The following is a 24,593-nucleotide window of genomic DNA, read 5'->3' as shown; positions in this document are numbered from 1 at the left end:
AGCTAAACAGGAACGGCTTATGCAACTAGCGTACAACGTTAATCAGTCGATCAAATGAAGTGCAATTCCGATTAGCCTGTAAGAAACTTCACCACTTAAAATTTCTAACACCCACTTACTTCTTCAACTCAGGCAATTCGTTGCCGCCGATACTGCTCTGGCGTACACCCGGCCTGACGTTGAAACATCGCAATAAATGCCGAGCCCGTGCTGTAACCCATGTCGAAAGCAATGTTTTGAATGCTGCGCTGACTGTCCAGCGCTTCGATCGCCGCGAGGAAACGCAAGCGTTGCCGCCACTCGCCGAAACTCATGCCCAGCTCACGGACAAACTGCCGCGCCAAGGTGCGTTCGCTGACATGGATCTGCGCGGCCCAGTGCGCCAACGGCCGATTGTCCCCAGGCTCGGCTTGCAGGGCTTCAAGTATGACGAGCAATCCCGAACTGCTGGCATAAGGCAAATAACACTCTTGGATGGGCGCCTGTTGCAACTGGTCCACCAACACTTGCGCCAGACGTTGGTCCGCATCGTGTTCGGGAATTTTCACGTCGCGGGCGGCGAAATCCTTGAGGATCGCCTTGAGAATGTCGCTGATCGCCAGGGTGCACGCTTGCTGCGGCAACGCATGGCACAGCGCCGGTGCGAGGCAGACCGCGCGATAGTTGATCGGTTGATTGCTGTAGAAACTGTGCTCGGTGTGTGGCGGCACCCACACCGCGTATTGCGGCGGCGACATGAAGCGGCTGCTGCCGATTTCCATGTGCAATACACCGTTGGCCGAATATTCAAGAGTGCCCCACGGGTGACGGTGGGCCGAGGCGTATTCATGGGTGTCGAAGTCGGCATAACGGAAATAGACCGGGGACGGCAACTCCGCGAAATCGAGCAGGTCGATGTGTTTACTGGTCATGCTGTCCGTCATCAGGGGCAGGTTGTCTGGATTGAAGTATAGGCTTGCATCCAGACAAGCGGATAATCGCTCCTCACTAACGTTTCCGGTTTTTTCTGATGCAATACGCTTATCCCCTGCTGGCCATTTTCATTTGGGCCGGCAATACCGTGATCACCAAGATGTCAGCCGGGGCGATCTTCCCCGCCGAGATTGGTTTCTACCGCTGGCTGCTGGCCGGGATTCTGTTCACGCCGTTCATGCTCAAACCAGTGATCGCGCATTGGCCGCAGATCCGCCCGAACCTGGGCAGGATTTTCATCCTTGGCGTGCTGGGCATGGCGGTCTATCAGAGCCTGGCGTACTTCGCCGCGACGCTGACGTCGGCCACCAACATGGGGATCATTCTGTCGCTGATGCCGTTGATGTCGCTGGCCATGGCGATTGTCAGCCTCGGTCAACGCCTGACAGCGGGTGCATTGGCTGGCGCGGTGTTGTCATTTGCCGGGGTGTTGGTGGTGGTGTCATCCGGCAGCCTTGGCGCATTGCTCGAGCACGGGATAAACCTGGGCGATGCGATGATGCTGATCGCCACCCTGGCCTACGCGATCTACAGCACCCTGCTGAAGAAATGGCAGCTGCGCCTGCCGCCGCTGGTGTTGTTGTATTTGCAGGTGCTGGTGGCGGTGGTGGTGCTGTTTCCATTGTTTGTCGCTTCACCGAAGGTCGGGCCGACCTTGCAGAATATTCCGCTGGTGCTTTACGCCTGTCTGCTGGCTTCGATGGTCGCGCCGCTGGCGTGGATGCAGGCCGTGGTGCGCCTGGGGCCGAGCCGGACCACGCTGTTTTTCAATTTGCTGCCGTTGATTACCGCGCTGATTGCGGCGCTGGTGCTGCATGAACAGCTGGCGATGTATCACCTGGTGGGCGGGCTGTTGACGTTGGGCGGGGTAGTGCTCTCGGAGCGGTGGACTACCGTGTTGGGCCGGGCGTAATCCTTTGTGGCGAGGGGTTTGCCCCCTCGCCACAGGACGTTTACACGCCAGCCGCTTTCAATCTGGCCGCATGCTCGACAAACAACCGCACCGGATCAGCCCCCTTCCCCACCAGCCCCAGCGACTGATTGACGATGTCGAAGTGATCCATCGGATATTCATCGCCAATCACCGTCCCCAGGTGGGAGCTGTAGCGCCCGACCATCCCGTCGCAATGCCCGGTTTCGCGCACAAAAGTCCTGGCAAACAGCCGGCAACTGCGGTTCGTCCCGTCGAACAGATTACCGCCGCGATCCGTCTTGCCCGGCTGCAAGGTCCCGGACCAGGAGTAATAGCGCACGCCATTGACCTCTTCCGGCCCGTGACCGCCCCAGGTTTCAGGCAAGCCCTGTGGATAACGCTGATTGAACGCCGCCACGCCGGCGCTCGTCAGGGACTCGTGGGAGGCGTGGATATCCACCGGCAATTTCGGCCCGCGATAACCGGTTTCCAACAGGCTCATCAACGCGCCGATAAACCGCAGCAATACCGCCAACAGACGACCTTTGGCGGTGTCCGCCGGATAGTGTTTTTCCAGATAATCCGCCAGCTCCGAGCCATGATTCGGCCCTGCGACCGAAGTCACGGACGCAACGCGATCCGGGCGTTTGGCGGCCGCATAACGCGCCGTCAGCGAGCCTTGGCTGTGGCCAATCAGATTGACCTTCTCGGCCCCGGTTTCCCGCAGGATCTCCTCGATCCGCGCCAGCAACTGCTCGCCGCGCACCTCGCTGGAATTGAGCGGCGAGACCTGCACCGCAAACACCGTCGCCCCACCCCGGCGCAACGCCGAAATGATCCCGTACCAGTAGGGATACAGCACCAGACGAATAAACCCGAGCATTCCCGGGACCAGCACCAACGGGTAACGCGTAGCGGAACCTTGCGACATGGGCGAACATCCTTGTGATCGGTGAGATGAAGCAAGGCGCGATGCAAGACGTCAGCCAAGCATCGCCACCCAAGATGACAACTCGACGACCAGTCTATGGCATCCGCCCTACTTCAGCCCCACCACGCCCGCCACGATCAGCCCCACCGACACCAGTTTGAGCGCCGTCAGGCTTTCGCCCAACAGCGCAAAGCCGAGAAACACCGTGCCCAGTGAACCGATGGCGGTCCAGATCGGGTAGGCGATGCTCACCGGCAACTCGCGCATCGCGAGGGTCAGGAAGTAGATCCCGCCTACCGCGGCGACCACCGTGATCAGCGATGGCCAGAGCCGGGTGAAGCCTTCGGCGTACTTCATGCCCATGGCGAAGGTGACTTCGAACCCGGCGGCGATCAGCAGAAACAGCCAGGCCATCTAGAACTCCCGGGCCAGCGTGAGCAGTTGTTGTTCAGCCTCGGCCGCCGAAATCTCGAAGGTGCGCGCGGCGGACTCTTCGCCTTCAGCAGCCACCACGGTAATGTCAGTGATGCCGATGAACCCCAGCGCGGTGCGCAACAACGGATCGGCATGGTTCATCGCCTCCAGCTCACCGCCCGGGCCGAAGCCGAAGCCGCCGCGACTGGTGACGATCAGGGCTTTTTTGCCCTGCACCAGCGGCTCGTACTGGGCCACGCCGTTGTCCAGAGTGTGATTGAAGGTCAGTCCGAGCCGCACAATCTGATCGATCCAGGCCTTGAGGCCGCTGGGGACACTGAAGTTGTGCATCGGCGTGGAAATCACCAGCAGATCGTGGCCGAGCAACTCGCCGACCAGTTCATCGCTGAACGCCAGGTCGGCCTGCATCGATAACGGGCGGGCATGGGGCTCGGGGTAAAACGCAGCGGCGACGAAGGCTTCGTTGACCGGTGGAATCAGCGCCCGCCCGATTTCGCGACGGGTCAGCTGCGACTGAGGGTTACGCGCCTGCCAGGCTGAAAGAAACACCTCGGCCAGACGCCGGGAGTGAGAACGCTCGCCGCGCGGGCTGGCATGGATAGCAAGAATCTTACTCATCTGAATCTCCTTAAGGGCTAAACTGCTTGTGCCCTGCAGATTGAAGCCTGCAAGCGCCACTCTTCAAATGAGCAGAAATCAGTCTGGATGAATCCATTTCATCCATGGAGTTTCCAATGTTTGCCTCGTTGCCGCTGACCGCCCTGCGCGCTTTCGAATCCGCCTCGCGTTTGTTGAGTTTCAAGGCGGCCGCCGAAGAGCTTTCGGTGACGCCGACGGCGGTGTCCCATCAGATCCGCTCGCTGGAGAGCTGGCTCGGCGTGCCGCTGTTCGAGCGCCTGCCGCGGCAAGTACGCCTGACCGACTGCGGCGAACGTCTGTTCCGCAGCTTGCACGGCGCCTTGCTGGAAGTGGCCCAAAGCGTCGACACCCTGCGCCCGCAACGCAGCGGCGCGAGCCTGACGATTTCCACCACGGCCGCCTTCGCCGCGCTATGGCTGGTGCCGCGCCTGGGTCGGTTCTACGCCCGTCATCCGAACATCAGCCTGCGCCTGGATACCCATTGCGAAGTCATCGATTTGCATCAGGACGCCAGTGTCGATCTGGTGGTGCGCTACAGCCTTGATGACTACCCGAACCTTTATGGGCTGTGCCTGTTCGACGAATCGTTCGGCGTCTACGGGTCGCCCGAGCAGGTTGCCCTGGCGGCTGACCGGGTGCCCACGCTGATCAGCGTGCGCTGGCACAACTCCAAACTGTACGCCCATGGCTGGGAAGCCTGGTGCGCGCAGTCCGGCGAGACCTGGCTAACGGGTCAACCGGCGGTCCGTGAATACGACGAAGAGCATTACGCCCTGCAAGCGGCGATCGCCGGGCAAGGCCTGGTGCTGGCGAGCAACATTCTGGTGTCGGAAAGCGTGGCCAGCGGTTTGCTGGTGCCTTACCGGGGCGACATTCAGGTGGATGGCGCCGGCTACAGCGCGCTCTGCGTGCCGGGACGTGAACGACATCCGCCGGTGCGGGCGTTTTTTGCGTGGTTGCGCGAGGAGGCGTTGCTGTCCGGACATGTGCTGGCGTGATCGTTTTGGCACTTTTAGCGATTGGCAAATTACATAAAACTTTTCGCAACGCCCATCACTCACACCTTAAGTAGCGATCACTTCCCCAGAAGGTGACGCAAACCGGATTAGCCTCCAGGAGAACGAGATGAGTGACATGCATTTGTCTGATGTAACCACCCTTCGAGAACGGGCCCGCAAGAACGTCGAGAACGGCGCGGTGACCGAAAGCTACAGCGCCGACCGTGAAGAAGTGCTGCGCCTGCTCAACGAATCGCTGGCCACTGAACTGGTCTGTGTGTTGCGCTACAAGCGCCACTACTTCATGGCCAGCGGCTTGAAAGCCAACGTCGCCGCCGATGAATTCCTCGAGCACGCGACCCAGGAAGCTGAGCACGCCGACCGCCTGGCGGAGCGTATCGTGCAACTGGGCGGCGAGCCGGAGTTCAACCCCGACCTGCTATCCAAAAACTCCCACGCACAGTACGTAGCCGGCAATTCACTGAAAGAGATGGTCTACGAAGACCTGGTCGCCGAGCGGATCGCCATCGACAGCTACCGCGAGATCATTCAGTACATCGGCGAAAAAGACCCGACGACCCGGCGTATCTTCGAAGACATCCTGGCTCAGGAAGAAGAGCATGCGGATGACATGGCTGACATTCTGAAAGATCTGTAGCGTTTAGAAGGCCGTCTTCGCGAGCAAGCCCGCTCCCACAGGGTATTGGTGTTGCACACAATATCTGTGATCAACCCCAATACCCTGTGGGAGCGGGCTTGTTCGCGAAGACGGCCCGCACAGACACCCACTATTTTGTAGGCTTGACGGTCACCGGCGCCTTACCCGCCTTCATCTGTTCCAGCAGCGGCGCGCACTGATTAGGCTCACCGCCACTCGGTGCCACCAACGCCAGCAACCCCGCCGCCGGCGCGGCAATCACACCCAGCGCAACCATCCCCGCGCCACGCAGAATCAGTGGCACCGCCTTCACACCCGCATCCGGTTTGATGAACTTGCCTCGCACATACAGCGGCGACCGCAACGAAATTAGCCGCCAGCCTTTGGACTCCGGAGTAATGGTCAGGTCCAGTTGCTCCGTCGCCATGTTCGCGGTGCCATCGATATAGATGATCGCGTTCTCGGTATCGAAGACAAACAGGCGAGTGGTGGCCAAACCGGTCTTGATGTCGAAGTCAGCCGCCGCGCAATTGATCTTCACTTCCTTGTCGCCAAAGATTTTGCCCACCACGTAGTTGCCGACGTTCAGCCCCGCCAGTTCCATCAACTCGCGACTGATGGCGCCATCGTTGATCAGCATTTTCAGATTGCCATCGGCACTGCCCAACAGCTTGGCCACCGAGTTGCCACGGCCGGTGATGTCGGCATCGCCATTGAGCTCGCCGAAACTGGTTTTCATTGGCTCAAAGGTCGGGAACAACTGTTTGAGCTTGAACTTGCGTGCGGTCAGCTTGGCCCGGCCTTCCAACGGTTCCGTGCGGCCATTGAGGCGAATCTGTGCATCCAGGGTGCCGCCCGCCACGCCGAATCGCAGGGGTTCGAGGCTCAGAACACCGTCGGTCAGCACCAGGTGCGTGTAGAGGTCCTTGAACGGCAGTTTTTCGCTGTGGACGATGCGCTTGCCGGTGAATTCGACGTCGGCGTCCATGTCGCGCCAGCGCTCGGTCTTGAACTCCTCGACCGGCAACACCTTGTCCGTCGGCTGCTTGCTTTCGCCACCACGGGCCTTTTGCTTGGCGTTGGAGTCGGCACCGATCAGCGGCGCCAGGTCGGCAAACAAAAGTTGATTGGAAACCAGCGAGCCACTGAGTTTCGGTCGCGGCTGGCTGGCGACATAGGCCAGGCTGCCATGAATGTCGCTTTCGCCGATCTTGCCGTTGAATTCCTCATAGCGGAACACCGCGCCACCGGGCTCATGCAGCTTGGCGATCAAATGCCCGTCGGTCGCGTACGGCGGCGTATCCGGCAGCGTCACACCGGTCAGCGGGTAGAGATTGGCCAGGCTGGTGCCGGCCAGCTTCAGACGCAGGTCCAAAGCGCCGAGGTTCAGCGGATCGGTCAGCGTACCGGCCAGTTCGACGCTAGTATCGGCGATCTTCACTTGCGCCTGAAGCGGGAACGGCCTGGCCGCGTCTTGCAACGCCAGCAACCCGCCGATCTTGCCTTCGCCTGCGAGTTTCTGATCGTGGTACTGGCCTTTGACCTTCAGCGCGAACGCGTAATCCTGCGGGGCTGCGCCTTTCTCCTGCGCGGTTTTTGCGGCTTTGTCGCCGACGATATCGCTGAACGGGATGGGTTTGCCCAGCGGATCGATCAACACATCGAGCTGCGTCTTGAGGTTCTGGTCGTCAAGAGTGACGTGGCCCTTGTCGAAGCCGATGGCACCGATGTCCACCACCCAGCTGGAAGGTTCGGCGTCCGGGTCTTTCGGATCGAATTTGAACGTCCAGTTCGCGCGGCCATCGGCGAGGCGTTGCAGGTCTGCATTTGGCTCAGTCAGGTCGATACGCGGGATGACCACCCGCTGCGCCAGCAGAGCCAAAGGCGAAATGCGCAGTTCGACGCGTTTGAGGGTGACCATCTGCGGCTTCTTCGACCAGTCCGGGTTGCCCAGGCTCAAGTCTTCGGCCACCACGTGCGGCCACGGCACCCAGGCCCGCCAACCGCCCTCGTCGGGCTCGCGCTGCCAGACCACCGCAAGGTTGCCATTGATGGCGAACGGGCGATGCAGCTCTTCGGAGACTTTGGCATTAAGGGGCGGTTTGATCCGGTTCCAATCGAAGAACACGATGATCAGAACCAATACCGCCAGCAAGACAATCAGGCTGGCGAAGGTCCAGGTAACAATTTTACGAGTGCGCGTCATTGCACAGGGCTCCTGATACGACTGAGCGCCCTGACTGCGACGCACGTGTGAAACGTTAGGCCAGAACCGGCCTGCCATGAAATCTACGACTGAAAAACCGCCCGCAGGTTTAACCGAAACGCCGATTAATCCTCAAATAATCGACCGGGGAGAGACTGCCCCCGAATCCGGCGTTACCGGCCCCGCACTTTTGTGCGGCACGAGTGGGTCGAAAATACCCACCATAGGGCAAAAACGTTCGCCGGAAACGCCCGTTCTAGAGCGCTGCGGCAGAACAATCAATTCCGTTGATTATTACCATTGCGTTTATGAACTTTTATATCGACTTATCGAGAGTAGCATTGCCCTCGTACCCACTTTATCGCCCTCCCAAGGAGCAACCCATCATGAAACGCCAATTACTGCTTAGCCTTACCCTCTCAATGCTGGCCAGCACCGCTTTCGCTCTGCCTGCTGCTGACCAGGCCACTCCACAAGTCAAAGACAGCCGCTCGGTGTTCAGCCAAACCGTCGCTGCCGATGGTTCCGACCGCACTCCACAAGGCCAGACCCTGGCTGAAGGCGGTAACGATCGCCTGAAAGAAAAAGGCCTGATCGCTGAAGACGGCTCGGATCGTACCCCACAAGGCCAAACCCTTGCCGAAGGTGGTTCCGAGCGCACTCCACAAGGCCAAACCCTTGCCGAAGGTGGTTCCGAGCGCACTCCACAAGGTCAAACACTTGCCGAAGGTGGTTCCGAGCGCACCCCACAAGGTCAAACACTTGCCGAAGGTGGTTCCGAGCGCACTCCACAAGGTCAAACACTTGCCGAAGGTGGTGGTGACCGTGTAATCGAACGCAACAGCGCTGTGAGCTGAGCCCATGGTGGCCCTGAAAAAAAGCCCAATCCCCGGATTGGGCTTTTGACTTTATAGGGTTTTGCCTTGTAAGAAGCAGCACATCCCCGCTTGATCCCCCGATAGTCGTTCGACGCCAGCGAAGCCGATTTGCTAGAGTGCGCCGCTGTCCCTGTCCAGAAAACCCCTTGCGATGCTGCCCCGCGCCGAACAGAAACAACAAACCCGCAACGCCCTGATGGACGCTGCCCGTCACCTGATGGAATGCGGCCGAGGATTCGGCAGCCTGAGCCTGCGCGAAGTCGCGAAAACCGCCGGGATCGTGCCCACCGGTTTCTACCGGCATTTTGCCGATATGGATGAACTGGGCCTGGTGCTGGTGAGCGAAGTCGGCCAGACCTTTCGCGAAACCATTCGCCTGGTGCGCCATAACGAGTTCGTCATGGGCGGCATCATCGACGCTTCGGTACGGATCTTTCTCGACGTGGTCTCGGCCAATCGCTCGCAGTTCCTGTTCCTGGCCCGCGAGCAGTACGGCGGATCTCTCCCCGTGCGCCAGGCTATCGGGCGTCTGCGCGAAGACATCAGCTCGGACCTGGCAGCTGACCTGTCCCTGATGCCGAAACTGCAGCATCTGGACATCGCCGGTTTGAGCGTGATGGCGGATCTGATCGTCAAAAGCGTGTTTGCGACCTTGCCGGACATTATCGATCCGCCGGCCGAGGCTCTGCCCGAGCACCTGACGCCCCAGGCGAAAATCACTCAGCAACTGCGCTTTATCTTCATCGGCCTCAAGCACTGGCAAGGCCTCGGCAGCACCGAATAAAAATGTGGGAGCGGGCTTGCTCGCGAAGAAGTCGATACATTCAACGCATCTGTTGACTGACACGACGCCTTCGCGAGCAAGCCCGCTCCCACACAAAACAAGGCAAAGCATCAATTTGGTGCCACAGAAAAATCCCCGCACCATTCCAGTTCAAAATCCTGCAACATTCTGAAACATCCACTACGCTCCGACAGGTATTTCCTACGTATCGCCCGATTGGCAAGCCCCTTGCTCTAGCCTGAGCATTGTCCATTGCTGGAAGCCTTCCGATGCTGGTGATTCATCGCAGAATCGACCCTCAACCCGTCTGGGCCGCCGAGTTGCACCTGACCTTCGAAGCCCGGAGCAAAAGCCGTTTGCGCTGTTTCAGTGCCGAAGGCGAGGACGTCGGTTTGTTTCTGGAGCGCGGCCAGCCGCCGCTGTATGACGGCGAATGCCTGCAAGCCGAAGACGGGCGTATCGTCCGCGTCTGCGCGCGGCCCGAACAACTGCTGCACGTCACCTGCGCCAACGCGTTCGAACTGACGCGCGCCGCCTATCACCTGGGTAATCGCCACGTCGCCCTGCAAGTCGGTGATGGCTGGTTGCGCCTGCTCGACGATTACGTGCTCAAGGCCATGCTCGAACAGCTGGAAGCCAGGGTCGAACACATCGAGGCCCCGTTCCAGCCGGAACACGGCGCCTATGGCGGCGGCCATCACCATTCCCGCCACGGCGACGAGGACTTCAACTACCCGCCGAAACTGCACCAGTTCGGCGTCCGTTTATGAACCCGGCCTGGGCGCTGCTGCGCCTGGCCAGCCCACAACTGCCGATTGGCGGCTACAGCTACTCGCAAGGCCTGGAAATGGCTGTGGATAACGGCCGGGTGAACGATGCAGACAGCGCGCGACGCTGGATCAGTGATCAGCTGTTGCTCAACCTGGCACGTTTCGAAGCGCCGCTGCTGCTCGCCCATTGCACCGCCGCCGTTGATGAGAACTGGGCTGAGTTGCTGCAACGCTGCGAAGAACACCGCGCCAGCCGGGAAACCCGCGAGTTGCATCAGGAGAGCCGGCAGATGGGCTATTCGTTGCAACAACTGCTCAACGGCTTGCCGGAACTCGATGCTCCAGCCCGCGCCTTTCTCGAACAGCGCCCCGAACCGCACCTGGCCCTCGGCTGGGCACTGGCCGCTCGCGCCTGGCAGATCAGTCCGCAAGATGCGCTGGCCGCGTGGCTCTGGAGCTGGCTGGAAAACCAGCTGGCGGTGCTGATGAAAACCCTGCCGCTCGGCCAGCAAGCTGCGCAGCGCCTGACCAGCGAATTGCTGCCGCTGCTGCAACAAGCCCAGCAAGACGCCACCCGAATCAATCCCGAACACTACGGCAGCGCTGCGTTCGGCCTGTCCCTGGCGTGCATGGCCCATGAGCGCCAATACAGCCGTCTGTTCCGTTCCTAGGGCCTTTAAATTTGGAGAATCACATGAACACTCAACCCCTGCGCGTCGGCATTGGCGGCCCGGTCGGTTCCGGTAAAACCGCCCTGACGCTGGCGCTTTGCCTGGCCCTGCGCGACCGCTACAACCTGGCCGTCGTCACCAACGACATCTACACCCGCGAAGACGCCGATTTCCTGGTGCGCAATGAAGCCCTGGCGCCGGAACGCATCATCGGCGTGGAAACCGGTGGCTGCCCGCACACGGCGATCCGCGAAGACGCCTCGATCAACCTCGAAGCGGTGGATCAACTGAACCGCCGCTTTCCGGGCCTGGATCTGATTCTGGTGGAGTCCGGCGGCGATAACCTCTCGGCGACCTTCAGCCCGGAACTGTCCGACCTGACTATCTACGTGATCGACGTCTCGGCCGGCGACAAACTGCCGCGCAAGGGTGGGCCGGGGATCTGCAAATCCGACCTGCTGGTGATCAACAAAGTCGACCTCGCGCCGCTAGTGGGCGCGTCGCTGGAGATGATGGACAGCGACACTCAACGCATGCGCAACGGCAAGCCGTTTGTCTTCAGCAACCAAAAAACCGGTTTGGGCCTGGAAGCAATCATCGCTTTCATCGAACGCCAAGGCCTGCTGACCGCCGCCTGATCAAGACTTATCAACAAGGAAGCTTATCCATGACACTTCAACGCATCCTGGGCGCCATGGCGCTGCTGCTGACCCCGGCCATCGCCTTCGCTCACCCAGGCCATGGCGATAACGGTTTGCTCGCCGGCATCAGCCACCCGATTGGCGGCCTCGATCACTTGCTGGCGATGGTGGCGGTGGGTTTGTGGGCGGCGCAGCAGAAAGGTGCAGCACGCTGGGCACTGCCGTGCACGTTCGTTGGCACCATGCTGATGGGCGGGTTGCTGGGTTTTGAAGGGTTGAACCTGCCGGCGCTGGAAAGCGGGATTGCGGCGTCGGTGCTGGCGCTGGGCCTGGCGGTCGCCTTGGCGGTGCGTCCACCGTTGAGTATGGCGATCGGTGCGACGGCTTTGTTTGCCCTGTTCCATGGTGTGGCCCATGGGCTGGAGCTGCCTGATATGTCGAGCCCTTGGGCATATGCGGCAGGATTTGTGGCGGCGACGGCTGCTTTGCATGCCGCGGGTTATGGCGTGGTGCGCGTGTTGCCGCAAGCGGCGGCGCCGTTGGTTCGATTGGCGGGGGCGGCTTCGGCGGCGACTGGTGTGTGGTTGTTGGCGGGCTGATTTCTTTTTTGCCTGTGATGGCCTCTTCGCGGGCAAGTCGAATCGTCGCACCGCCGCTCCCACAGTGATCTACGGCGCACACAAAATGTGCGCTCACAAACGCTCTCTGTGGGAGCGGGCTTGCTCGCGAAGGCGGCCTGACAGACACCGCATCTCTCAGGCCTGCTAACATGTCGCGCAATCAACCCTGCCGTGACGACGCCAGCCAATGCCGCCTGTTTCCCGCTCCGCCTCCCAGCCTGAATTGACCGCCCTGTTCGCCTCGGTGCAGCAGCATTTCCAGGACGTGATCGTGCCGCTCTGGCAAGGCCCCGGCTGGAATGCCGACATGGCGTTGCCTTATGAAGCGCTGGACGCCGGGCATCAGCCGCTGCCACCCCAGCGCTATCGGGCGATGGCCTGCGCACGGCAGCTGTATCTGTTTTCCAGCCTCATCGGCCAGGTGCCGGCCGTCGAAGAGCGTGCTGCAGCGCTGTTCCGTTCCTTGCAGCAGCATTTCCACGACCCCGAGCATGGCGGCTGGTTCTACAGCATCGACCCGCAAGGTGCGCCGCTGGATCAGCGCAAAGACCTCTACACCCATGCCTTCATCCTGTTCGCGTGCGCCCATTACTGGGACAAGGCTCGCGAGCCGCTGGTGGAATCGGTGCTCAATGCCACGCTGGAAGTGCTGGCGCAGCGCTTCGCCACGGGCGACGGCCTGTATGAAGCCTGCCTCGACCGTGACTGGTCCTCGCTCGACTCCGGCCCCCTGCAAAATCCCTTGATGCATCTGGCGGAAGCGTTCCTCGCAACCCTGTCGGTGCGCGAAGACACCGCCGTGCAACGGGCGCTGGTCGAGTTATGCACAGCCATGCAAAAGCGTTTTATCGACCCGCAACACAGCGTGTTAATGGAGAAACCGCTGGGTGCTGTGGATAACTGGTTTGAGCCGGGGCATCAGTTCGAGTGGTATTTCCTGCTGGAGTCTTCGTCGTTGCTGCGCGGCTCAAAACTGCATGCTTCGCTGGAGCGTGCGTTTGTGCTGACCGAACAATCGGGCGTCGATCCGCAAACGGGTGCAGTGGCAGCGATGCTCGATCTGAATGGCTCGGCGAAGGATGCCACCCAACGCATCTGGGCCCAGGCTGAATACTTGCGCGCGCTGACTTTGCGGCCGAACAGCGAAGGCTCAGTGCAACGCCAGTTGCAGGCATTGCAGCAGCGCTTTCTGCATGAGGGCGGCTGGTATGAGTGTCGCGATGAGCAGGGCGAGGTCAGCCGCAAGGACATGCCGTCGACCACGCCTTATCACTTGGCGACTTGCTATCGCGGGTTGGTCGATTATCTTCGCTGACTGACAGATAGCTATCGCGGGCAAGCCCGCTCCGACAGGTTTTGTGTCGTTCGCGAAATGGCGATTCAACACAAAACCTGTGGGAGCGTGGCTTGCCCGCGATGGCCGTTACCCGGTCTTAAGCCTTGTTATTACGCTCAATCGCAAACCCGGCCCACGTCTGGCTCACCGGCATCAACTCCAGGCTGTTGATGTTGATGTGCGCCGGCGCATTGAGCACCCAGAAAATAGTCTCGGCGATGTCCTGCGGCTGGATCGGCTCGGCACCGGCGTAGGTCGCGTTGTAGCGCTCCTGGTCACCGGCGAAACGCACCAGCGAGAACTCGCTCTCGCACAGGCCCGGCTCAATATTGCTGACGCGCACACCAGTGCCTTGCAAGTCGCAACGCAGGTTCAGCGAGAACTGTCCAACGAATGCCTTGGTCCCACCATAAACATGGCTGCCCGGATACGGATAGTTGCCGGCGACGGAGCCGAGGTTGACGATACCGGCACCGCGACCGTGGGCAATCAGGCGTGGCAACAGCAGGCGAGTGGCGTACATCAGGCCTTTGATGTTGGTGTCGACCATGGTGTCCCAATCGTCGAGGTCGCACTTCGGCGCCGGGTCAGCGCCCAGTGCCAGGCCGGCGTTGTTGATCAGCCCGCGCAGCTTGGCGAAGGACGGCGGCAGGTTGGCGATCGCCTCCTCCATGGCCTTGCGATCACGCACGTCGAGCACAAGGCCATGCACTTCGGTCTGCTTCGACAACTCGGCGCACAGGGCGTTGAGACGCTCTTCACGACGCCCAGTCAGCACCAGTTTCCAGCCGGCATCGGCAAAACGACGGGCACAGGCTTCACCAAAACCGGAAGTCGCGCCGGTAATAAACAGGGTGTTGGACATCGTGTTCTCCTTGCTTCGGCTGACGGTCAGCCATTGGAATAGAAAATCAGCTGGCAGCATGCCCGGCCCCGCTCTCACGGGCAACCATCGTATTTTTGTATGAAAAGTAATCAATCATGGCAACGCCTTGCCCGGCGTGGCCTGCAGCTATGTACGCGCACGTTATCCACAGGCAGGTCCACAATTTCAGGGGGCAAGTGGAAAAGCTGGGAGCCGCTATCCACAAGGCTTTGCGGGTAGATTACAAAGTTTTTCGCTTGACCCTCAGGTGCCAGCGGTGTAGCCCATGGCATTTTGCACGATGGGCCGATCAAACCGACGATGGCGCCAAGCCAGTAACTACGGCCCTCAGCCGAGTCTTTCCAGAGTTTAACCACAGACTTATCCACAGGCAGGCTGAGCACATTTCGGGCCACTTTAGTCACCAACAAAAAGGTTGACAAAGCCTGCTCCGGGTCAAGCAAAAACGCCTGATCAAAAAACAACCACATCGCTACAAGCCACGGATTCAAAGGCTTCCAGGCAGCTACTCCCACGTTATTCACAGCCAGTTCCACAGTAAACGGGGACAAGTCAAAACCGTGACAAAACAACTATTTGCAGCGGCTTTATGTCGCGCTTTGAGAGCTTGTGAATATTGTTTTCCACAATTTCCGGAAAGCACACCGTGGACACCTGTGGGAGCGGGCTTGCTCGCGAAAGCGGCGGCACATCTGGCATCAATGTGACTGATAAGCCACCTTCGCGAGAAGCCCGCTCCCACATGGGAACTGAGGTGTATAGAGGATGTAAAAAGCCCCGGCGATTGCTCGTCGGGGCTGTGGATATTCCGGCAGCGTTTCAGTGCCCGCCGAGATAAGCGTTACGCACCTCCTCGTTGACCAGCAGCTCCTTGCCGGTGCCGGTGATGCGGATCTCACCGTTGACCATCACGTACGCCCGGTCCGACAGTTTCAACGCGTGGTTGGCGTTTTGCTCGACCAGGAAGATGGTCATGCCGGTACTCGCCAGTTCCCGCAGGGTCGCGAAGATCTGTTTCACCACGATCGGCGCCAGCCCCAGGCTCGGCTCATCAAGCAACAGCAGCTTGGGTCGGCTCATCAATGCACGGGCGATGGCGAGCATCTGTTGCTCGCCGCCGGACATGGTCATGGCGCGCTGGTTACGGCGTTCCTTGAGCCGCGGAAACAGCTCGAACATGCGCTGCATGTCCTCGGAAGCGTACTTGTCACCGATCGGGATGGTGCCCATCAGCAGGTTTTCCTCGACGGTCATGTCGGGGAACACCCGCCGGCCTTCAGGCGACTGAGCGATGCCGTTGGACGCGATGTAGTGCGACGACTTGTGGGTGATGTCCACGCCCTGATAAATGATCTGCCCGTCAGCCGCCCGCGGCTGGCCGAAGATCGACATCAGCAGGGTCGACTTACCGGCGCCGTTGGAGCCGATCAGACTGACGGTTTCACCTTCTTCGATATGCAGCGAGACTTTTTTCAGGGCCTGGATCGGCCCGTAAAATACATCCAGATCCTTGAGTTCGAGGATGGGTTGGCTCATAGCACCACTTCCTCTTCATCAGCGCCCAGGTAGGCCGCAATCACTTTCGGGTCGTTGCGAATCGCATCAGGTCCGCCCTCAGCGATCACGATGCCGTGGTCCAGCACCACGATGTGGTCGGAAATGCTCATTACCATGCCCATGTCATGTTCGATCAGTACCACGGTCAGATCGTGCTCGTCGCGCAGCAGCCGGATCATCGCGCTCAGCGCTTCGGTTTCCTGAGGGTTGAGGCCGGCAGCCGGTTCGTCGAGGCAGATGATCTGCGGCCGGGTGCACATGGCCCGGGCGATTTCCAGACGACGCTGTTGGCCGTAGGACAGTTCACCGGCCAGACGGTTGGCGCAGTCCACCAGATCCACCACTTCCAGCCAGTAGAAGGCGTGGTCCAGCGCATCGCTTTCGGCTTTGCGGTAGCCCTTGGTATTGAGGATGCCGGCCAGCATGTTGCGGTTGACCCACATGTGCTGGGCCACCAGCAGGTTTTCCAGTACCGACATTTCCTTGAACAGGCGAATGTTCTGGAACGTACGCGCCAGCCCGGCACGGTTCACCAGGTGGGTGCCACCGAACATCTTGTAGCGCATCCGGGTGATGAAGCTTTTCGGCGAAACGAAATCCGTGGCTTTGAACGATTCGCCCAACAGCTGGATGACATCGGTGCGCTCGCCACGGGTATTGAGTTCGATCTTGCCGCCGGAGGCCTTGTAGAACCCGGTCAGGCAGTTGAACACGGTGGTCTTGCCGGCGCCGTTGGGGCCGATCAGGGCGAAGATCGAGTTGCGATGCACCTTGAGGCTGACATCGCTCAACGCCTTGATGCCGCCGAAGTGCATCATCAGCTTCTCGACCGAGAGTACGACTTCGCTCATGGCGCTACTCCTTTACGCGGGGTCACACCGGTACGGCTGATCCGAATCAGGCCGCGCGGTCGCCAGATCATCATCAACACCATCAACACGCCGAACAGCAGCACGCGATATTCCGCAAAGCCGCGCAGCAGTTCCGGGGCAACCGTCAGCACGAAGGCTGCAATCACCACGCCGATGGTCGAGCCCATGCCGCCGAGTACCACGATGGCGAGGATCAGGGCCGATTCAAAGAAGGTAAACGAGGTCGGGTTGACGAAGCCTTGATAGGTGGCGAAGAACACTCCGGCCAGGCCGGCAGTCGATGCACCAATGGTGAACGCCGAGAGCTTGACCAGTACGTGGTTCAGGCCCATGGAGCGGCAGGCAATTTCGTCTTCACGCAGGGCTTCCCAGGCGCGGCCGACCGGCATCTTGACCAGACGATGCTTGATGTACAGCACGGCCAGCACCACCAGGAACAACACCGCGTAGATGAAGTAGTACTTCACGTCCGGGTTATAGGCGATGCCGAAGAACTCATGGAACGGGACACCGCCCTCCTTCGCACGCTTGCCGAACTCGAGGCCGAAGAACGTCGGCAACGGAGCCGCCATGCCATTCGGGCCGCCGGTCAGGGACAGCCAGTTGTTGAGCACCAGGCGAATGATTTCACCGAAACCGAGGGTCACGATCGCCAGGTAATCACCGTGCAGCCGCAACACCGGGAACCCGAGGATGCAACCGGCCAGGCCCGCGGTGATCGCCGCCAGCGGCAGCACCGTCCAGAAGCCCAATCCGAGGTATTGATAACCCAGCGCCAGGCCGTATGCACCGATGGCGTAGAACGCCACATAACCCAGGTCGAGCAGACCGGCCAGGCCGACCACGATATTCAGGCCCAGGCCCAGCAATACGTAGATCAGCCCGAGGATCACCACGCCCAGCAGGTAAGAGTTGGAGAAAAACGGGAACACCACAGCAACGAGGATCACCAGCGGGATGATCCAGCGCAACCGGGATTTGTAATCAGGCGGCAGTACATGAACCCCGGAGCCGGTGCTTTCAAAGCCTTCAAGAATCTTCAGGCCCTTGGGCGTTTGCAGGAACAGGCTCAGGGCAAAGCGGCCAGCCATGACGATGGCGACAATCCACGCCACCCGGGTCGTTTCCATATTGAAGCCGTAGCCGTCGAGGACCACGCCGACAATCGGGCCGAACACAATCAGGGCGACAAGGCCGGCAAGAATCGCGTCAACCAGGCTTCTTTTGAGATCAATGGTTTTTTTAGTGGTTGAAGACATCGCTTACACCTTCGACACAAGAGGACGGCCGAGCAGGCCTTGGGGCCGAAAGACCAGAACGAGAACGAGCAGCGAGAAGCTGAAGACGTCTTTGTAGTCCGAGTTGACCAAACCGGAGAACAGCGACTCGGAAATCCCGAGAATGATCCCGCCGAGCATCGCGCCAGGCAGCGAACCGATGCCGCCGAGTACCGCCGCAGTAAACGCCTTGATGCCGATGATGAAGCCGGCATAGAAGTCGAACGTGCCGTAGTTCATGGTGATCAGCACGCCGGCCAGGGCCGCCATCGCTGCACCGATGATGAACACGTAGGAAATCACGCGGTCGGTGTTGATCCCCAGGATCGAGGCCATCTTGCGGTCTTGCTGGGTGGCGCGGCACATGCGGCCGAGCTTGGTGTACTTGATGATGTAGGTCAGCAGCGCCATACCGGCGAATGCAGCAATCAGGATGAAGACCTTGGTGTAGGTCAACTGCACGAAACCGGTGCCGATTTCGACGCGCCAGGCTCCCGTCAGCAAGGTCGGAACACCTTGTTGCTTGGCGCCTTGGGCGATCTGGGCATAGTTCTGCAGGATCAGCGAAATCCCGATGGCGCTGATCAGCGGTGCCAACCGGGTGGAGTTACGCAGGGGCTTGTAGGCGACGCGCTCGATGACCCAGCCATACACCGCCGTGACCACGATGGTGAAGATCAAGGTGCCGAGCATCAGTAGCGGGAAGGATTCAATACCGAAGTATGCCAGCAGAGCCAGACTGATTGCCGCGAGGTAAGCGGAAATCATGTAAACCTCGCCGTGGGCGAAGTTGATCATGCCGATGATGCCATAGACCATTGTGTAGCCGATGGCGATCAGGCCATAGACCGACCCGAGGGTCAGGCCGTTGACCAGTTGCTGCAGGAAAATACCATCCATAACGCAATCTCACGCATTTGAGAGACTGCACAGAAGCCGGGTGCAACGGACCGGGGTTCAGCCGCCGAAGCCACTCGGTTGTGTGCAGCTCTACGAGAAAAGACAGGTACTGCACGGACATGTTGTTTGATTGCCCGGCGCACAGGGCACCGGGCAAATCAGCAGTTCATATCACTTCTGCTTTTCCAATTGGTGGTATTTGCCATCCTTGTCCCACTGATAAACCACGTAGTCGGAGACTTTCAGGTCGCCCTTGGCGTCCCAGGTCTTCTCGCCCATCACGGTTTTGACCGGGTTTTTCTTCAGCCACTCGGCAGCTTTTTCGCCGCTGTTGGACTTGGCGCCGTTGAAAGCTGCAGCCAGGGTCTGAACCGAAGCGTAGGCGTACAGGGTGTAGCCTTCAGGCTCGGTGCCTTTTTTGCGGAACTCGTCCACCACGGTCTTGCTGTCTGGCAGCAGGCGTGGGTCGGCGCCGAAGGTCATCAGCACGCCGTCAACGAATTGCGGGCCGCCAGCGGTGGTTACCAGTTCGTCGGTCACGATGCCGTCATCGGACATGAACTTGACGTCTTTGAGACCTTGCTCACGCAGTTGACGAACCAGAGGACCGGCTTCCGGGTGCAGACCGCCGAAGTAGACGACGTCGGCGCCAGCGCCGCGGATTTTGGTGACGATGGTGCTGAAGTCTTTCTCGCCACGGGTCAGGCCTTCATACAACACAGGCTTCACGCCGCGTTTTTCCAGCTGGGCCTTGGTAGCGTCCGCCAGACCCTGACCGTAGGTGTCCTTGTCGTGCAGGACGACGACTTTCTTGCCCTTGAGCACGTCGACGATGTAGTCACCGGCCACGATGCCTTGCTGGTCGTCACGCCCGCACATACGGAACATGGCGCTCAGGCCGCGTTCGGTGACTGCCGGGTTGGTGGAACCAGGGGTGATTGCAATGATGCCCGCTTCGTCGTAGATCTCGGAGGCCGGGATGGTCGACGAGGAGCAGAAGTGACCGACCACGCCGGCGACTTTCTGGTTGGTCAGGTCCTTGGCGACCGTCACAGCCTGTTTCGGTTCGCAGGCGTCATCGCCCTTCACCAGTACGATTTTTTCCCCGTTGACGCCGCCCGCCGCGTTGACCGCGTCGGCTGCAGCCTGTGCACCCTTCATGTACTGCTCGCCAAATGCCGCGTTGGCACCTGTCATCGGACCCGCCACACCGATTTTCACATCAGCCTGTGCAAACGCAGAAACACCCAACGCAGTTGCCACTGCGAGGGCCAGAAAGCCTTTCTTGTAAAACGTCTGGGACATGAGGTGGTGCTCCAAGGTTTTTTTTAGTTGGCACTGCGACTTCTCTAAATGCTCAGAGCAAGGGCCGTGCCATCGGTTTTTTATTCTGAGAAAAGTCGCTGCTTTATTGTTATTTCGACTGTTTCGATCCCATTTTCATTGGGCGTGCAACCGTCTAAACCGCGGAAGGTGAAACCATTTATTTATAAAGGCGCAACCCGCACGCGCCATCATTGCAACCGCGGCGCCAAACGACGTGCAACCAGCCTGTAACAACGTGCGTCACCGAAGTGCACACTGCTGGTGCGGTACTGCTACAACCCGCACCTTTTACAGGCTAGTCGCTGCGCGACAAAGCGCCGCTTCCAGCAACAAATTTCAACAATCAAATAACGATCCGCAAGCACTGGCCTGCGTGATACAGCGAGAAACCGGCCTCGTACAGACAGCTGCGCAAACCCACCCCCGCCAGTGGCTGCATGGGAGCGAAGGGAATCGGTAGCGCCTGAGGATTTCCGTTACACAGATAATCGGCAAAAGCTTTGCCTACCACCGTTCCCGTCGTTACGCCCCGGCCGTTATACCCGGTGACTGCCACTAAACCGGGCGCTGGCTCGAATAAACGCATCAAGTGATCGGGGGTAAACGCAATGCAACCGGTCCAGGTGCATTCCCATTCCACAGGTTTGAGGTAAGGGAAATAGTGCTGCTGCACCCGATCGGCCCATGCCTTGAGGAACCAGGTCGGTTTCTGATTTCCATTGCCGAGGCTGCCGAGCAACAGGCGACCGTCCTTATCGCGACGAATACTGCTCAGTACCTGGCGCGTGTCCCAGGAACCCTGGCCACCGGGCAGGATTTGCTGCGCGGCGTCTTCGGTCAGAGGAACCGAAGCCACTTGATAGTAATAGCCGGGGAAGAAATTGCGCCGCAGCTCCGTCCAGTCGCCTTCGGTGTAGGCGTTGGACGCGATGACCACTTGCTCGGCGAGCACCGAACCCTGAGCGGTTTGCACCGACCAGCGTTGGCCCTGCCGTTCGAGTCGGGTAACCGGCGAATGATCGAACAACTGACCGCCGAGGCTGATGGCCGCTTTGGCCAGCCCCGTGGTGTAGGCCATCGGATTGATCGTGCCGGCACGCTTGTCGAGCAACGCGGCGGCGATTTTTTTGGTGCCCGTCGCTTGCTCGCAGGCTTGCCCGGTCAGCAGTTCGACCGGCGCCCCGCGACGTTTCCATTGTGCTTCACGACTGCGCAAATCGGCTTCGCCACGGGCGTTGTGCGCCATGTGCAGCGTGCCTTCGCGGCGTAACTGGCAATCGATGTTGTATTTGTCGACCAAGCTGAACACCAGGGACGGCGCGGCACCCAGCATGCGATTGAGCTGACTGCCAACCACTTCGCCAAACCCGGCTTCGATCTCGTCCGGTGGAATCCACATCCCGGCATTGACCAGCCCGACGTTGCGCCCCGAACCGCCGTGACCAGCGCGATGGGCTTCGAGCACGCACACCGTTTTGCCTTTTTCCAGCAGATGCACGGCCGCCGACAGACCGGTGAAACCGGCGCCGATGACGCAGACATCGACCTTCACTTCGCCCTTGAGCGCCGCGTTGTCAGGCCTTTGCGGCGTCAGTTTTTCCCACAGACACTCTTCGCGTAACGGCATTGCCAGACTCCAACAGAAACCTAACAAACAACAAAGCAAAAGCTTCGCGGGCAAGCCTCGCTCCTACAGGTGTTGAGTGATCCTGTAGGAGCGAGGCTTGCCCGCGAAGGGGCCTATCAGTCGAACGTGATGCCCTGAGCCAACGGCAACTCCAGCGAATAGTTCACGGTGTTTGTCTGGCGACGCATGTATCCGCGCCATGCATCGGAGCCCGACTCACGGCCACCGCCGGTTTCTTTCTCGCCACCAAACGCGCCACCGATTTCCGCGCCGCTCGGGCCGATGTTGACGTTGGCGATGCCGCAGTCGCTGCCCACCGCTGACATGAACTGCTCGGCTTCACGCACGTCGGTGGTGAAGATGCACGAGGACAGGCCTTGTGGCACCGAGTTGTTCAGGCGCAGCGCTTCGTCGAAGTCCTTGTAACCAACCACATACAGGATCGGCGCGAAGGTTTCGTTGCAGACCACATCGCTCTGCTCCGGCATTTCAACGATGGCCGGCGAGACGTAATAAGCGTTAGGGAATTTGTCTTCCAGCTGACGTTTGCCGCCGAACACCCGGCCGCCTTCGCTCAAGGCCTGTTCCAACGCGTCCTGCATGTTTTCGAAACTGTGCTTGTCGATCAGCGGACCGATCAGGTTGCCCTCAAGCGGATTGCCGATGCGAACCTTGGAGTAGGCAGCCTTGAGGCGGGTGACGATTTCTTCCTTCACCGACTCATGGGCAATCAGGCGACGCAACGTGGTGCAACGCTGACCGGCGGTGCCGACGGCGCTGAACAGGATGGCGCGAACGGCCATGTCCAGGTCGGCGCTCGGGGCGAGGATCATGGCGTTGTTGCCGCCCAGTTCCAGAATGCTGCGGGCGAAACGTGCGGCGATTTTCGGCGCCACTTCACGGCCCATGCGGGTGCTGCCGGTGGCGCTGATCAGCGCTACACGCGGGTCATCGACCAGGGCTTCGCCGGCATCGCGGCCGCCGATAATCACTTGGCTCAGGTGTGGAGGTGCGTCGCTGAAATTCTTCAGTACGCGGTCGAACAGCGCCTGGCAGGCCAGTGCGGTCAGCGGGGTTTTTTCCGAAGGTTTCCAGATCACCGGGTTACCGCAAACCAGCGCCAGCGTAGTGTTCCAGGCCCAGACCGCGACCGGGAAGTTGAAGGCGCTGATGACGCCGACGATGCCCAGCGGGTGCCAGGTTTCGCGCATATGGTGGCCAGGACGCTCGGAAGCGATGGTCAAGCCGTACAACTGACGGGACAGGCCGACGGCGAAGTCGCAGATGTCGATCATTTCCTGAACTTCACCCAGGCCTTCCTGAGTGATCTTGCCGGCTTCCCAGGAGACCAGCTCACCGAGATCCGCTTTGTATTCACGCAGGATGTCGCCCAGTTGACGCACCAGTTCGCCACGGCGCGGGGCCGGGACCTTGCGCCACAATTCGAACGCATGATCTGCACGACTGATGTGCTGCTCGACTTCAGCGGCACCTTCCCAGTTCACGGCGGCAATCTGGCTGCCATCGATCGGCGAATGCACCGGCACTTTGCCGTTCTGGTACAGGGCCGGGTTCACACCAAGACGATCAAGCAATGCGGCAACCATGGGTCACTCCTCAAGCAAAAAACAGAAAACGTGCAGCCGGATATTCACGGCTGATCAGACCTGTAGTTTTAGCTCCCCGGAGGTTACCCAACAAACGACCTTTAAGAGAGATATCATTCCGTTTATTCATGCTTTGAATTGCTGGCAGTAAAAGAAACAAGAAAAAGGACCGTCCATGCTGAATAAACGCTACTTGCCGTCGATCACTGCCCTCCAGTGTTTCGAGGCCGTCACCCGACATTTGAGCTTCACCCGGGCCGCCGAAGAGCTGAACCTGACCCAGAGCGCCGTCAGCAAACAGGTCGCGCAACTTGAAGAGTTGCTGCAGCACCTGCTGTTCCGCCGGGTGCGCCGACGCCTGCAAATGACCCCGGCTGGTGATTTGTACCTGGTGGAAGTACGAAAAATCCTCACGCAGGTCGAGATGTCGACCCATTACCTGCGTTCCTACGGCGGCGAAACCGAAGTCCTGCGCGTCTCGACGCCGCCGACCTTCGGCGCGCGCTGGCTTGTGCCACGCTTGAAAGGCTGGCGCCTGCGCCATCCCTCGATCCATCTGGACCTGTGCAGCGAACAGGAAGCCGACGACCTGCTGCAAGGTCGCAGCGACCTGGCGTTCTATTTCGGCCAAGGCTCCCGTCCCGGCACCGAATGCCTGAAGCTGTTTGGCGAGGAGCTTGTTCCTGTGTGCGCACCGGGCAGCCAGCCGGACACACCATTCACCGATCCGACACAGCTCACCGACCTCGTCCTGCTACAAAACGCCTCGCGGCCACAGGCCTGGCACGACTGGTTCGACAGCCAGGGCTACCACACCGAACACAGCTACCACGGCCCGCGCTTCGAAACCTTTTACATGTGCATCCGCGCCGCCCAGGTCGGCTGCGGCGTGGCACTGCTCCCGCGTTTTCTGGTGGAAGAGGAATTGGCCGACGGCAAACTGGTCATACCCTGGCAGCACGCGATGCCCAGCACCGATGCCTATTACCTGGCGTACCCCGAGCATTCGGCGGAAGTGCCCAAGGTGCGGGATTTTGTGAAGTGGATGCTGGAGCAGATTGATAGCCCTGACACGTCCCCCCTTTGAAG

At 60.0% G+C, this 24,593-nt stretch carries 25 protein-coding genes; 11 read left to right on the top strand and 14 right to left on the bottom strand.

Annotated elements, in window-relative coordinates; genetic code table 11:
• Nucleotides 1-128: 128 nt before the first annotated feature.
• Nucleotides 129-911 (bottom strand): AraC family transcriptional regulator, encoded by a 783-nt coding sequence (locus ACA060_RS02800; RefSeq protein ID WP_497315280.1) that lies wholly within the window; start codon nt 909-911, stop codon nt 129-131.
• A 98-nt stretch (nt 912-1,009) separates the two neighbouring features.
• Here ACA060_RS02800 and ACA060_RS02795 point away from each other — a divergent pair, with 98 nt between their 5' ends.
• The gene (locus tag ACA060_RS02795; RefSeq protein WP_109627741.1) at nt 1,010-1,885 is read left to right on the top strand and encodes a DMT family transporter; all 876 of its coding nucleotides are present in this window, start codon (nt 1,010-1,012) and stop codon (nt 1,883-1,885) included.
• A 40-nt stretch (nt 1,886-1,925) separates the two neighbouring features.
• On the opposite strand, the gene ACA060_RS02790 is transcribed toward ACA060_RS02795, so the two are convergent.
• From ACA060_RS02790 to ACA060_RS02780, 3 genes are all read right to left on the bottom strand, one after another.
• The gene (locus ACA060_RS02790; protein WP_438659782.1) at nt 1,926-2,816 is read right to left on the bottom strand and encodes an alpha/beta fold hydrolase; all 891 of its coding nucleotides are present in this window, start codon (nt 2,814-2,816) and stop codon (nt 1,926-1,928) included.
• A 108-nt stretch (nt 2,817-2,924) separates the two neighbouring features.
• Entirely contained in the window at nt 2,925-3,230 is a 306-nt protein-coding gene (locus ACA060_RS02785; protein WP_109627739.1) for a DMT family transporter, read from the bottom strand.
• A complete protein-coding gene (locus tag ACA060_RS02780; RefSeq protein ID WP_497315277.1) occupies nt 3,231-3,869 on the bottom strand; it encodes an FMN-dependent NADH-azoreductase in 639 nt (212 codons plus the stop codon).
• A gap of 104 nt (nt 3,870-3,973) precedes the next feature.
• Between ACA060_RS02780 and ACA060_RS02775 the strand changes: the two genes are divergently transcribed.
• Nucleotides 3,974-4,888 (top strand): LysR substrate-binding domain-containing protein, encoded by a 915-nt coding sequence (locus ACA060_RS02775; RefSeq protein WP_162556167.1) that lies wholly within the window; start codon nt 3,974-3,976, stop codon nt 4,886-4,888.
• A gap of 127 nt (nt 4,889-5,015) precedes the next feature.
• Complete coding sequence (locus ACA060_RS02770) at nt 5,016-5,546, top strand: ferritin-like domain-containing protein (protein WP_010464129.1); 531 nt, start codon at nt 5,016-5,018, stop codon at nt 5,544-5,546.
• Between the two features lie 130 nt (nt 5,547-5,676).
• Here the strand turns inward: ACA060_RS02770 and ACA060_RS02765 are convergent, their stop codons facing one another.
• Nucleotides 5,677-7,752, bottom strand: a complete 2,076-nt coding sequence (locus ACA060_RS02765) for an AsmA family protein (protein WP_497315274.1) — start codon at nt 7,750-7,752, stop codon at nt 5,677-5,679.
• Nucleotides 7,753-8,138: 386 nt separating this feature from the next.
• On the opposite strand from ACA060_RS02765, the gene ACA060_RS02760 reads away from it, so the two are divergent.
• From ACA060_RS02760 to ACA060_RS02730, 7 genes are all read left to right on the top strand, one after another.
• Nucleotides 8,139-8,609 carry a hypothetical protein gene (locus ACA060_RS02760; RefSeq protein WP_497315272.1) on the top strand — a complete coding sequence of 157 codons (471 nt, stop codon included), beginning with the start codon at nt 8,139-8,141 and terminating at the stop codon, nt 8,607-8,609.
• A gap of 172 nt (nt 8,610-8,781) precedes the next feature.
• Nucleotides 8,782-9,414: a TetR family transcriptional regulator gene (locus tag ACA060_RS02755; protein WP_010464134.1), complete on the top strand. Its 633-nt coding sequence runs from the start codon at nt 8,782-8,784 to the stop codon at nt 9,412-9,414.
• 269 nt (nt 9,415-9,683) lie between these two features.
• Nucleotides 9,684-10,184, top strand: coding sequence for an urease accessory protein UreE (gene ureE, locus ACA060_RS02750; protein ID WP_109627734.1), 501 nt, complete (start codon nt 9,684-9,686; stop codon nt 10,182-10,184).
• Nucleotides 10,181-10,855 (top strand): urease accessory protein UreF, encoded by a 675-nt coding sequence (locus tag ACA060_RS02745; RefSeq protein WP_497315270.1) that lies wholly within the window; start codon nt 10,181-10,183, stop codon nt 10,853-10,855. The genes ureE and ACA060_RS02745 overlap by 4 nt, the downstream gene beginning before the upstream one ends.
• A gap of 23 nt (nt 10,856-10,878) precedes the next feature.
• Nucleotides 10,879-11,493 (top strand): urease accessory protein UreG, encoded by a 615-nt coding sequence (gene ureG, locus ACA060_RS02740; protein WP_109627732.1) that lies wholly within the window; start codon nt 10,879-10,881, stop codon nt 11,491-11,493.
• A 29-nt stretch (nt 11,494-11,522) separates the two neighbouring features.
• Nucleotides 11,523-12,095: a HupE/UreJ family protein gene (locus ACA060_RS02735; protein WP_497315268.1), complete on the top strand. Its 573-nt coding sequence runs from the start codon at nt 11,523-11,525 to the stop codon at nt 12,093-12,095.
• Between the two features lie 208 nt (nt 12,096-12,303).
• A complete protein-coding gene (locus ACA060_RS02730; RefSeq protein WP_497315266.1) occupies nt 12,304-13,431 on the top strand; it encodes an AGE family epimerase/isomerase in 1,128 nt (375 codons plus the stop codon).
• Nucleotides 13,432-13,549: 118 nt separating this feature from the next.
• Here ACA060_RS02730 and ACA060_RS02725 read toward each other — a convergent pair whose 3' ends face one another.
• The 9 genes from ACA060_RS02725 to amaB form a co-directional block, all read right to left on the bottom strand.
• On the bottom strand, nt 13,550-14,317 hold the full coding sequence (locus tag ACA060_RS02725) for an SDR family oxidoreductase (protein WP_109627729.1): 768 nt from the start codon (nt 14,315-14,317) through the stop codon (nt 13,550-13,552).
• 110 nt (nt 14,318-14,427) lie between these two features.
• Nucleotides 14,428-14,862 carry a hypothetical protein gene (locus tag ACA060_RS02720; protein WP_497315264.1) on the bottom strand — a complete coding sequence of 145 codons (435 nt, stop codon included), beginning with the start codon at nt 14,860-14,862 and terminating at the stop codon, nt 14,428-14,430.
• A gap of 295 nt (nt 14,863-15,157) precedes the next feature.
• On the bottom strand, nt 15,158-15,874 hold the full coding sequence (locus ACA060_RS02715; RefSeq protein ID WP_497315262.1) for an ABC transporter ATP-binding protein: 717 nt from the start codon (nt 15,872-15,874) through the stop codon (nt 15,158-15,160).
• On the bottom strand, nt 15,871-16,746 hold the full coding sequence (locus ACA060_RS02710) for an ABC transporter ATP-binding protein (RefSeq protein ID WP_497315260.1): 876 nt from the start codon (nt 16,744-16,746) through the stop codon (nt 15,871-15,873). The genes ACA060_RS02715 and ACA060_RS02710 overlap by 4 nt, the downstream gene beginning before the upstream one ends.
• Nucleotides 16,743-18,026, bottom strand: a complete 1,284-nt coding sequence (gene livM, locus ACA060_RS02705; RefSeq protein WP_109627726.1) for a high-affinity branched-chain amino acid ABC transporter permease LivM — start codon at nt 18,024-18,026, stop codon at nt 16,743-16,745. Before livM ends, ACA060_RS02710 begins: the two co-directional genes overlap by 4 nt.
• A gap of 3 nt (nt 18,027-18,029) precedes the next feature.
• On the bottom strand, nt 18,030-18,944 hold the full coding sequence (locus ACA060_RS02700) for an ABC transporter permease subunit (protein WP_010464150.1): 915 nt from the start codon (nt 18,942-18,944) through the stop codon (nt 18,030-18,032).
• Nucleotides 18,945-19,115: 171 nt separating this feature from the next.
• Nucleotides 19,116-20,249 carry an ABC transporter substrate-binding protein gene (locus tag ACA060_RS02695; RefSeq protein ID WP_438659795.1) on the bottom strand — a complete coding sequence of 378 codons (1,134 nt, stop codon included), beginning with the start codon at nt 20,247-20,249 and terminating at the stop codon, nt 19,116-19,118.
• A 364-nt stretch (nt 20,250-20,613) separates the two neighbouring features.
• Entirely contained in the window at nt 20,614-21,897 is a 1,284-nt protein-coding gene (gene amaA, locus ACA060_RS02690) for an L-pipecolate oxidase (RefSeq protein WP_497315257.1), read from the bottom strand.
• 116 nt (nt 21,898-22,013) lie between these two features.
• Entirely contained in the window at nt 22,014-23,504 is a 1,491-nt protein-coding gene (amaB, locus tag ACA060_RS02685; protein WP_461956999.1) for an L-piperidine-6-carboxylate dehydrogenase, read from the bottom strand.
• Nucleotides 23,505-23,679: 175 nt separating this feature from the next.
• Between amaB and ACA060_RS02680 the strand changes: the two genes are divergently transcribed.
• Complete coding sequence (locus ACA060_RS02680; protein ID WP_497315255.1) at nt 23,680-24,591, top strand: LysR family transcriptional regulator; 912 nt, start codon at nt 23,680-23,682, stop codon at nt 24,589-24,591.
• The last annotated feature ends 2 nt before the right edge of the window (nt 24,592-24,593 follow it).

This window comes from Pseudomonas sp. LBUM1671, assembly GCF_059695685.1.
The sequence above is the reverse complement of the archived record's forward strand: the minus strand, read 5'-3'. Positions and strand labels throughout refer to the sequence as shown.

Excerpts from the sequence above, each read along its gene's own strand:
- ACA060_RS02800 (WP_497315280.1), bottom strand. The coding sequence starts at position 911 with ATGACCAGTAAACACATCGACCTGCTCGATTTCGCGGAGTTGCCGTCC.
- ACA060_RS02795 (WP_109627741.1), top strand. The coding sequence starts at position 1,010 with ATGCAATACGCTTATCCCCTGCTGGCCATTTTCATTTGGGCCGGCAAT.
- ACA060_RS02790 (WP_438659782.1), bottom strand. The coding sequence starts at position 2,816 with ATGTCGCAAGGTTCCGCTACGCGTTACCCGTTGGTGCTGGTCCCGGGA.
- ACA060_RS02785 (WP_109627739.1), bottom strand. The coding sequence starts at position 3,230 with ATGGCCTGGCTGTTTCTGCTGATCGCCGCCGGGTTCGAAGTCACCTTC.
- ACA060_RS02780 (WP_497315277.1), bottom strand. The coding sequence starts at position 3,869 with ATGAGTAAGATTCTTGCTATCCATGCCAGCCCGCGCGGCGAGCGTTCT.
- ACA060_RS02775 (WP_162556167.1), top strand. The coding sequence starts at position 3,974 with ATGGAGTTTCCAATGTTTGCCTCGTTGCCGCTGACCGCCCTGCGCGCT.
- ACA060_RS02770 (WP_010464129.1), top strand. The coding sequence starts at position 5,016 with ATGAGTGACATGCATTTGTCTGATGTAACCACCCTTCGAGAACGGGCC.
- ACA060_RS02765 (WP_497315274.1), bottom strand. The coding sequence starts at position 7,752 with ATGACGCGCACTCGTAAAATTGTTACCTGGACCTTCGCCAGCCTGATT.
- ACA060_RS02760 (WP_497315272.1), top strand. The coding sequence starts at position 8,139 with ATGAAACGCCAATTACTGCTTAGCCTTACCCTCTCAATGCTGGCCAGC.
- ACA060_RS02755 (WP_010464134.1), top strand. The coding sequence starts at position 8,782 with ATGCTGCCCCGCGCCGAACAGAAACAACAAACCCGCAACGCCCTGATG.
- ureE (WP_109627734.1), top strand. The coding sequence starts at position 9,684 with ATGCTGGTGATTCATCGCAGAATCGACCCTCAACCCGTCTGGGCCGCC.
- ACA060_RS02745 (WP_497315270.1), top strand. The coding sequence starts at position 10,181 with ATGAACCCGGCCTGGGCGCTGCTGCGCCTGGCCAGCCCACAACTGCCG.
- ureG (WP_109627732.1), top strand. The coding sequence starts at position 10,879 with ATGAACACTCAACCCCTGCGCGTCGGCATTGGCGGCCCGGTCGGTTCC.
- ACA060_RS02735 (WP_497315268.1), top strand. The coding sequence starts at position 11,523 with ATGACACTTCAACGCATCCTGGGCGCCATGGCGCTGCTGCTGACCCCG.
- ACA060_RS02730 (WP_497315266.1), top strand. The coding sequence starts at position 12,304 with ATGCCGCCTGTTTCCCGCTCCGCCTCCCAGCCTGAATTGACCGCCCTG.
- ACA060_RS02725 (WP_109627729.1), bottom strand. The coding sequence starts at position 14,317 with ATGTCCAACACCCTGTTTATTACCGGCGCGACTTCCGGTTTTGGTGAA.
- ACA060_RS02715 (WP_497315262.1), bottom strand. The coding sequence starts at position 15,874 with ATGAGCCAACCCATCCTCGAACTCAAGGATCTGGATGTATTTTACGGG.
- ACA060_RS02710 (WP_497315260.1), bottom strand. The coding sequence starts at position 16,746 with ATGAGCGAAGTCGTACTCTCGGTCGAGAAGCTGATGATGCACTTCGGC.
- livM (WP_109627726.1), bottom strand. The coding sequence starts at position 18,026 with ATGTCTTCAACCACTAAAAAAACCATTGATCTCAAAAGAAGCCTGGTT.
- ACA060_RS02700 (WP_010464150.1), bottom strand. The coding sequence starts at position 18,944 with ATGGATGGTATTTTCCTGCAGCAACTGGTCAACGGCCTGACCCTCGGG.
- ACA060_RS02695 (WP_438659795.1), bottom strand. The coding sequence starts at position 20,249 with ATGTCCCAGACGTTTTACAAGAAAGGCTTTCTGGCCCTCGCAGTGGCA.
- amaA (WP_497315257.1), bottom strand. The coding sequence starts at position 21,897 with ATGCCGTTACGCGAAGAGTGTCTGTGGGAAAAACTGACGCCGCAAAGG.
- amaB (WP_461956999.1), bottom strand. The coding sequence starts at position 23,504 with ATGGTTGCCGCATTGCTTGATCGTCTTGGTGTGAACCCGGCCCTGTAC.
- ACA060_RS02680 (WP_497315255.1), top strand. The coding sequence starts at position 23,680 with ATGCTGAATAAACGCTACTTGCCGTCGATCACTGCCCTCCAGTGTTTC.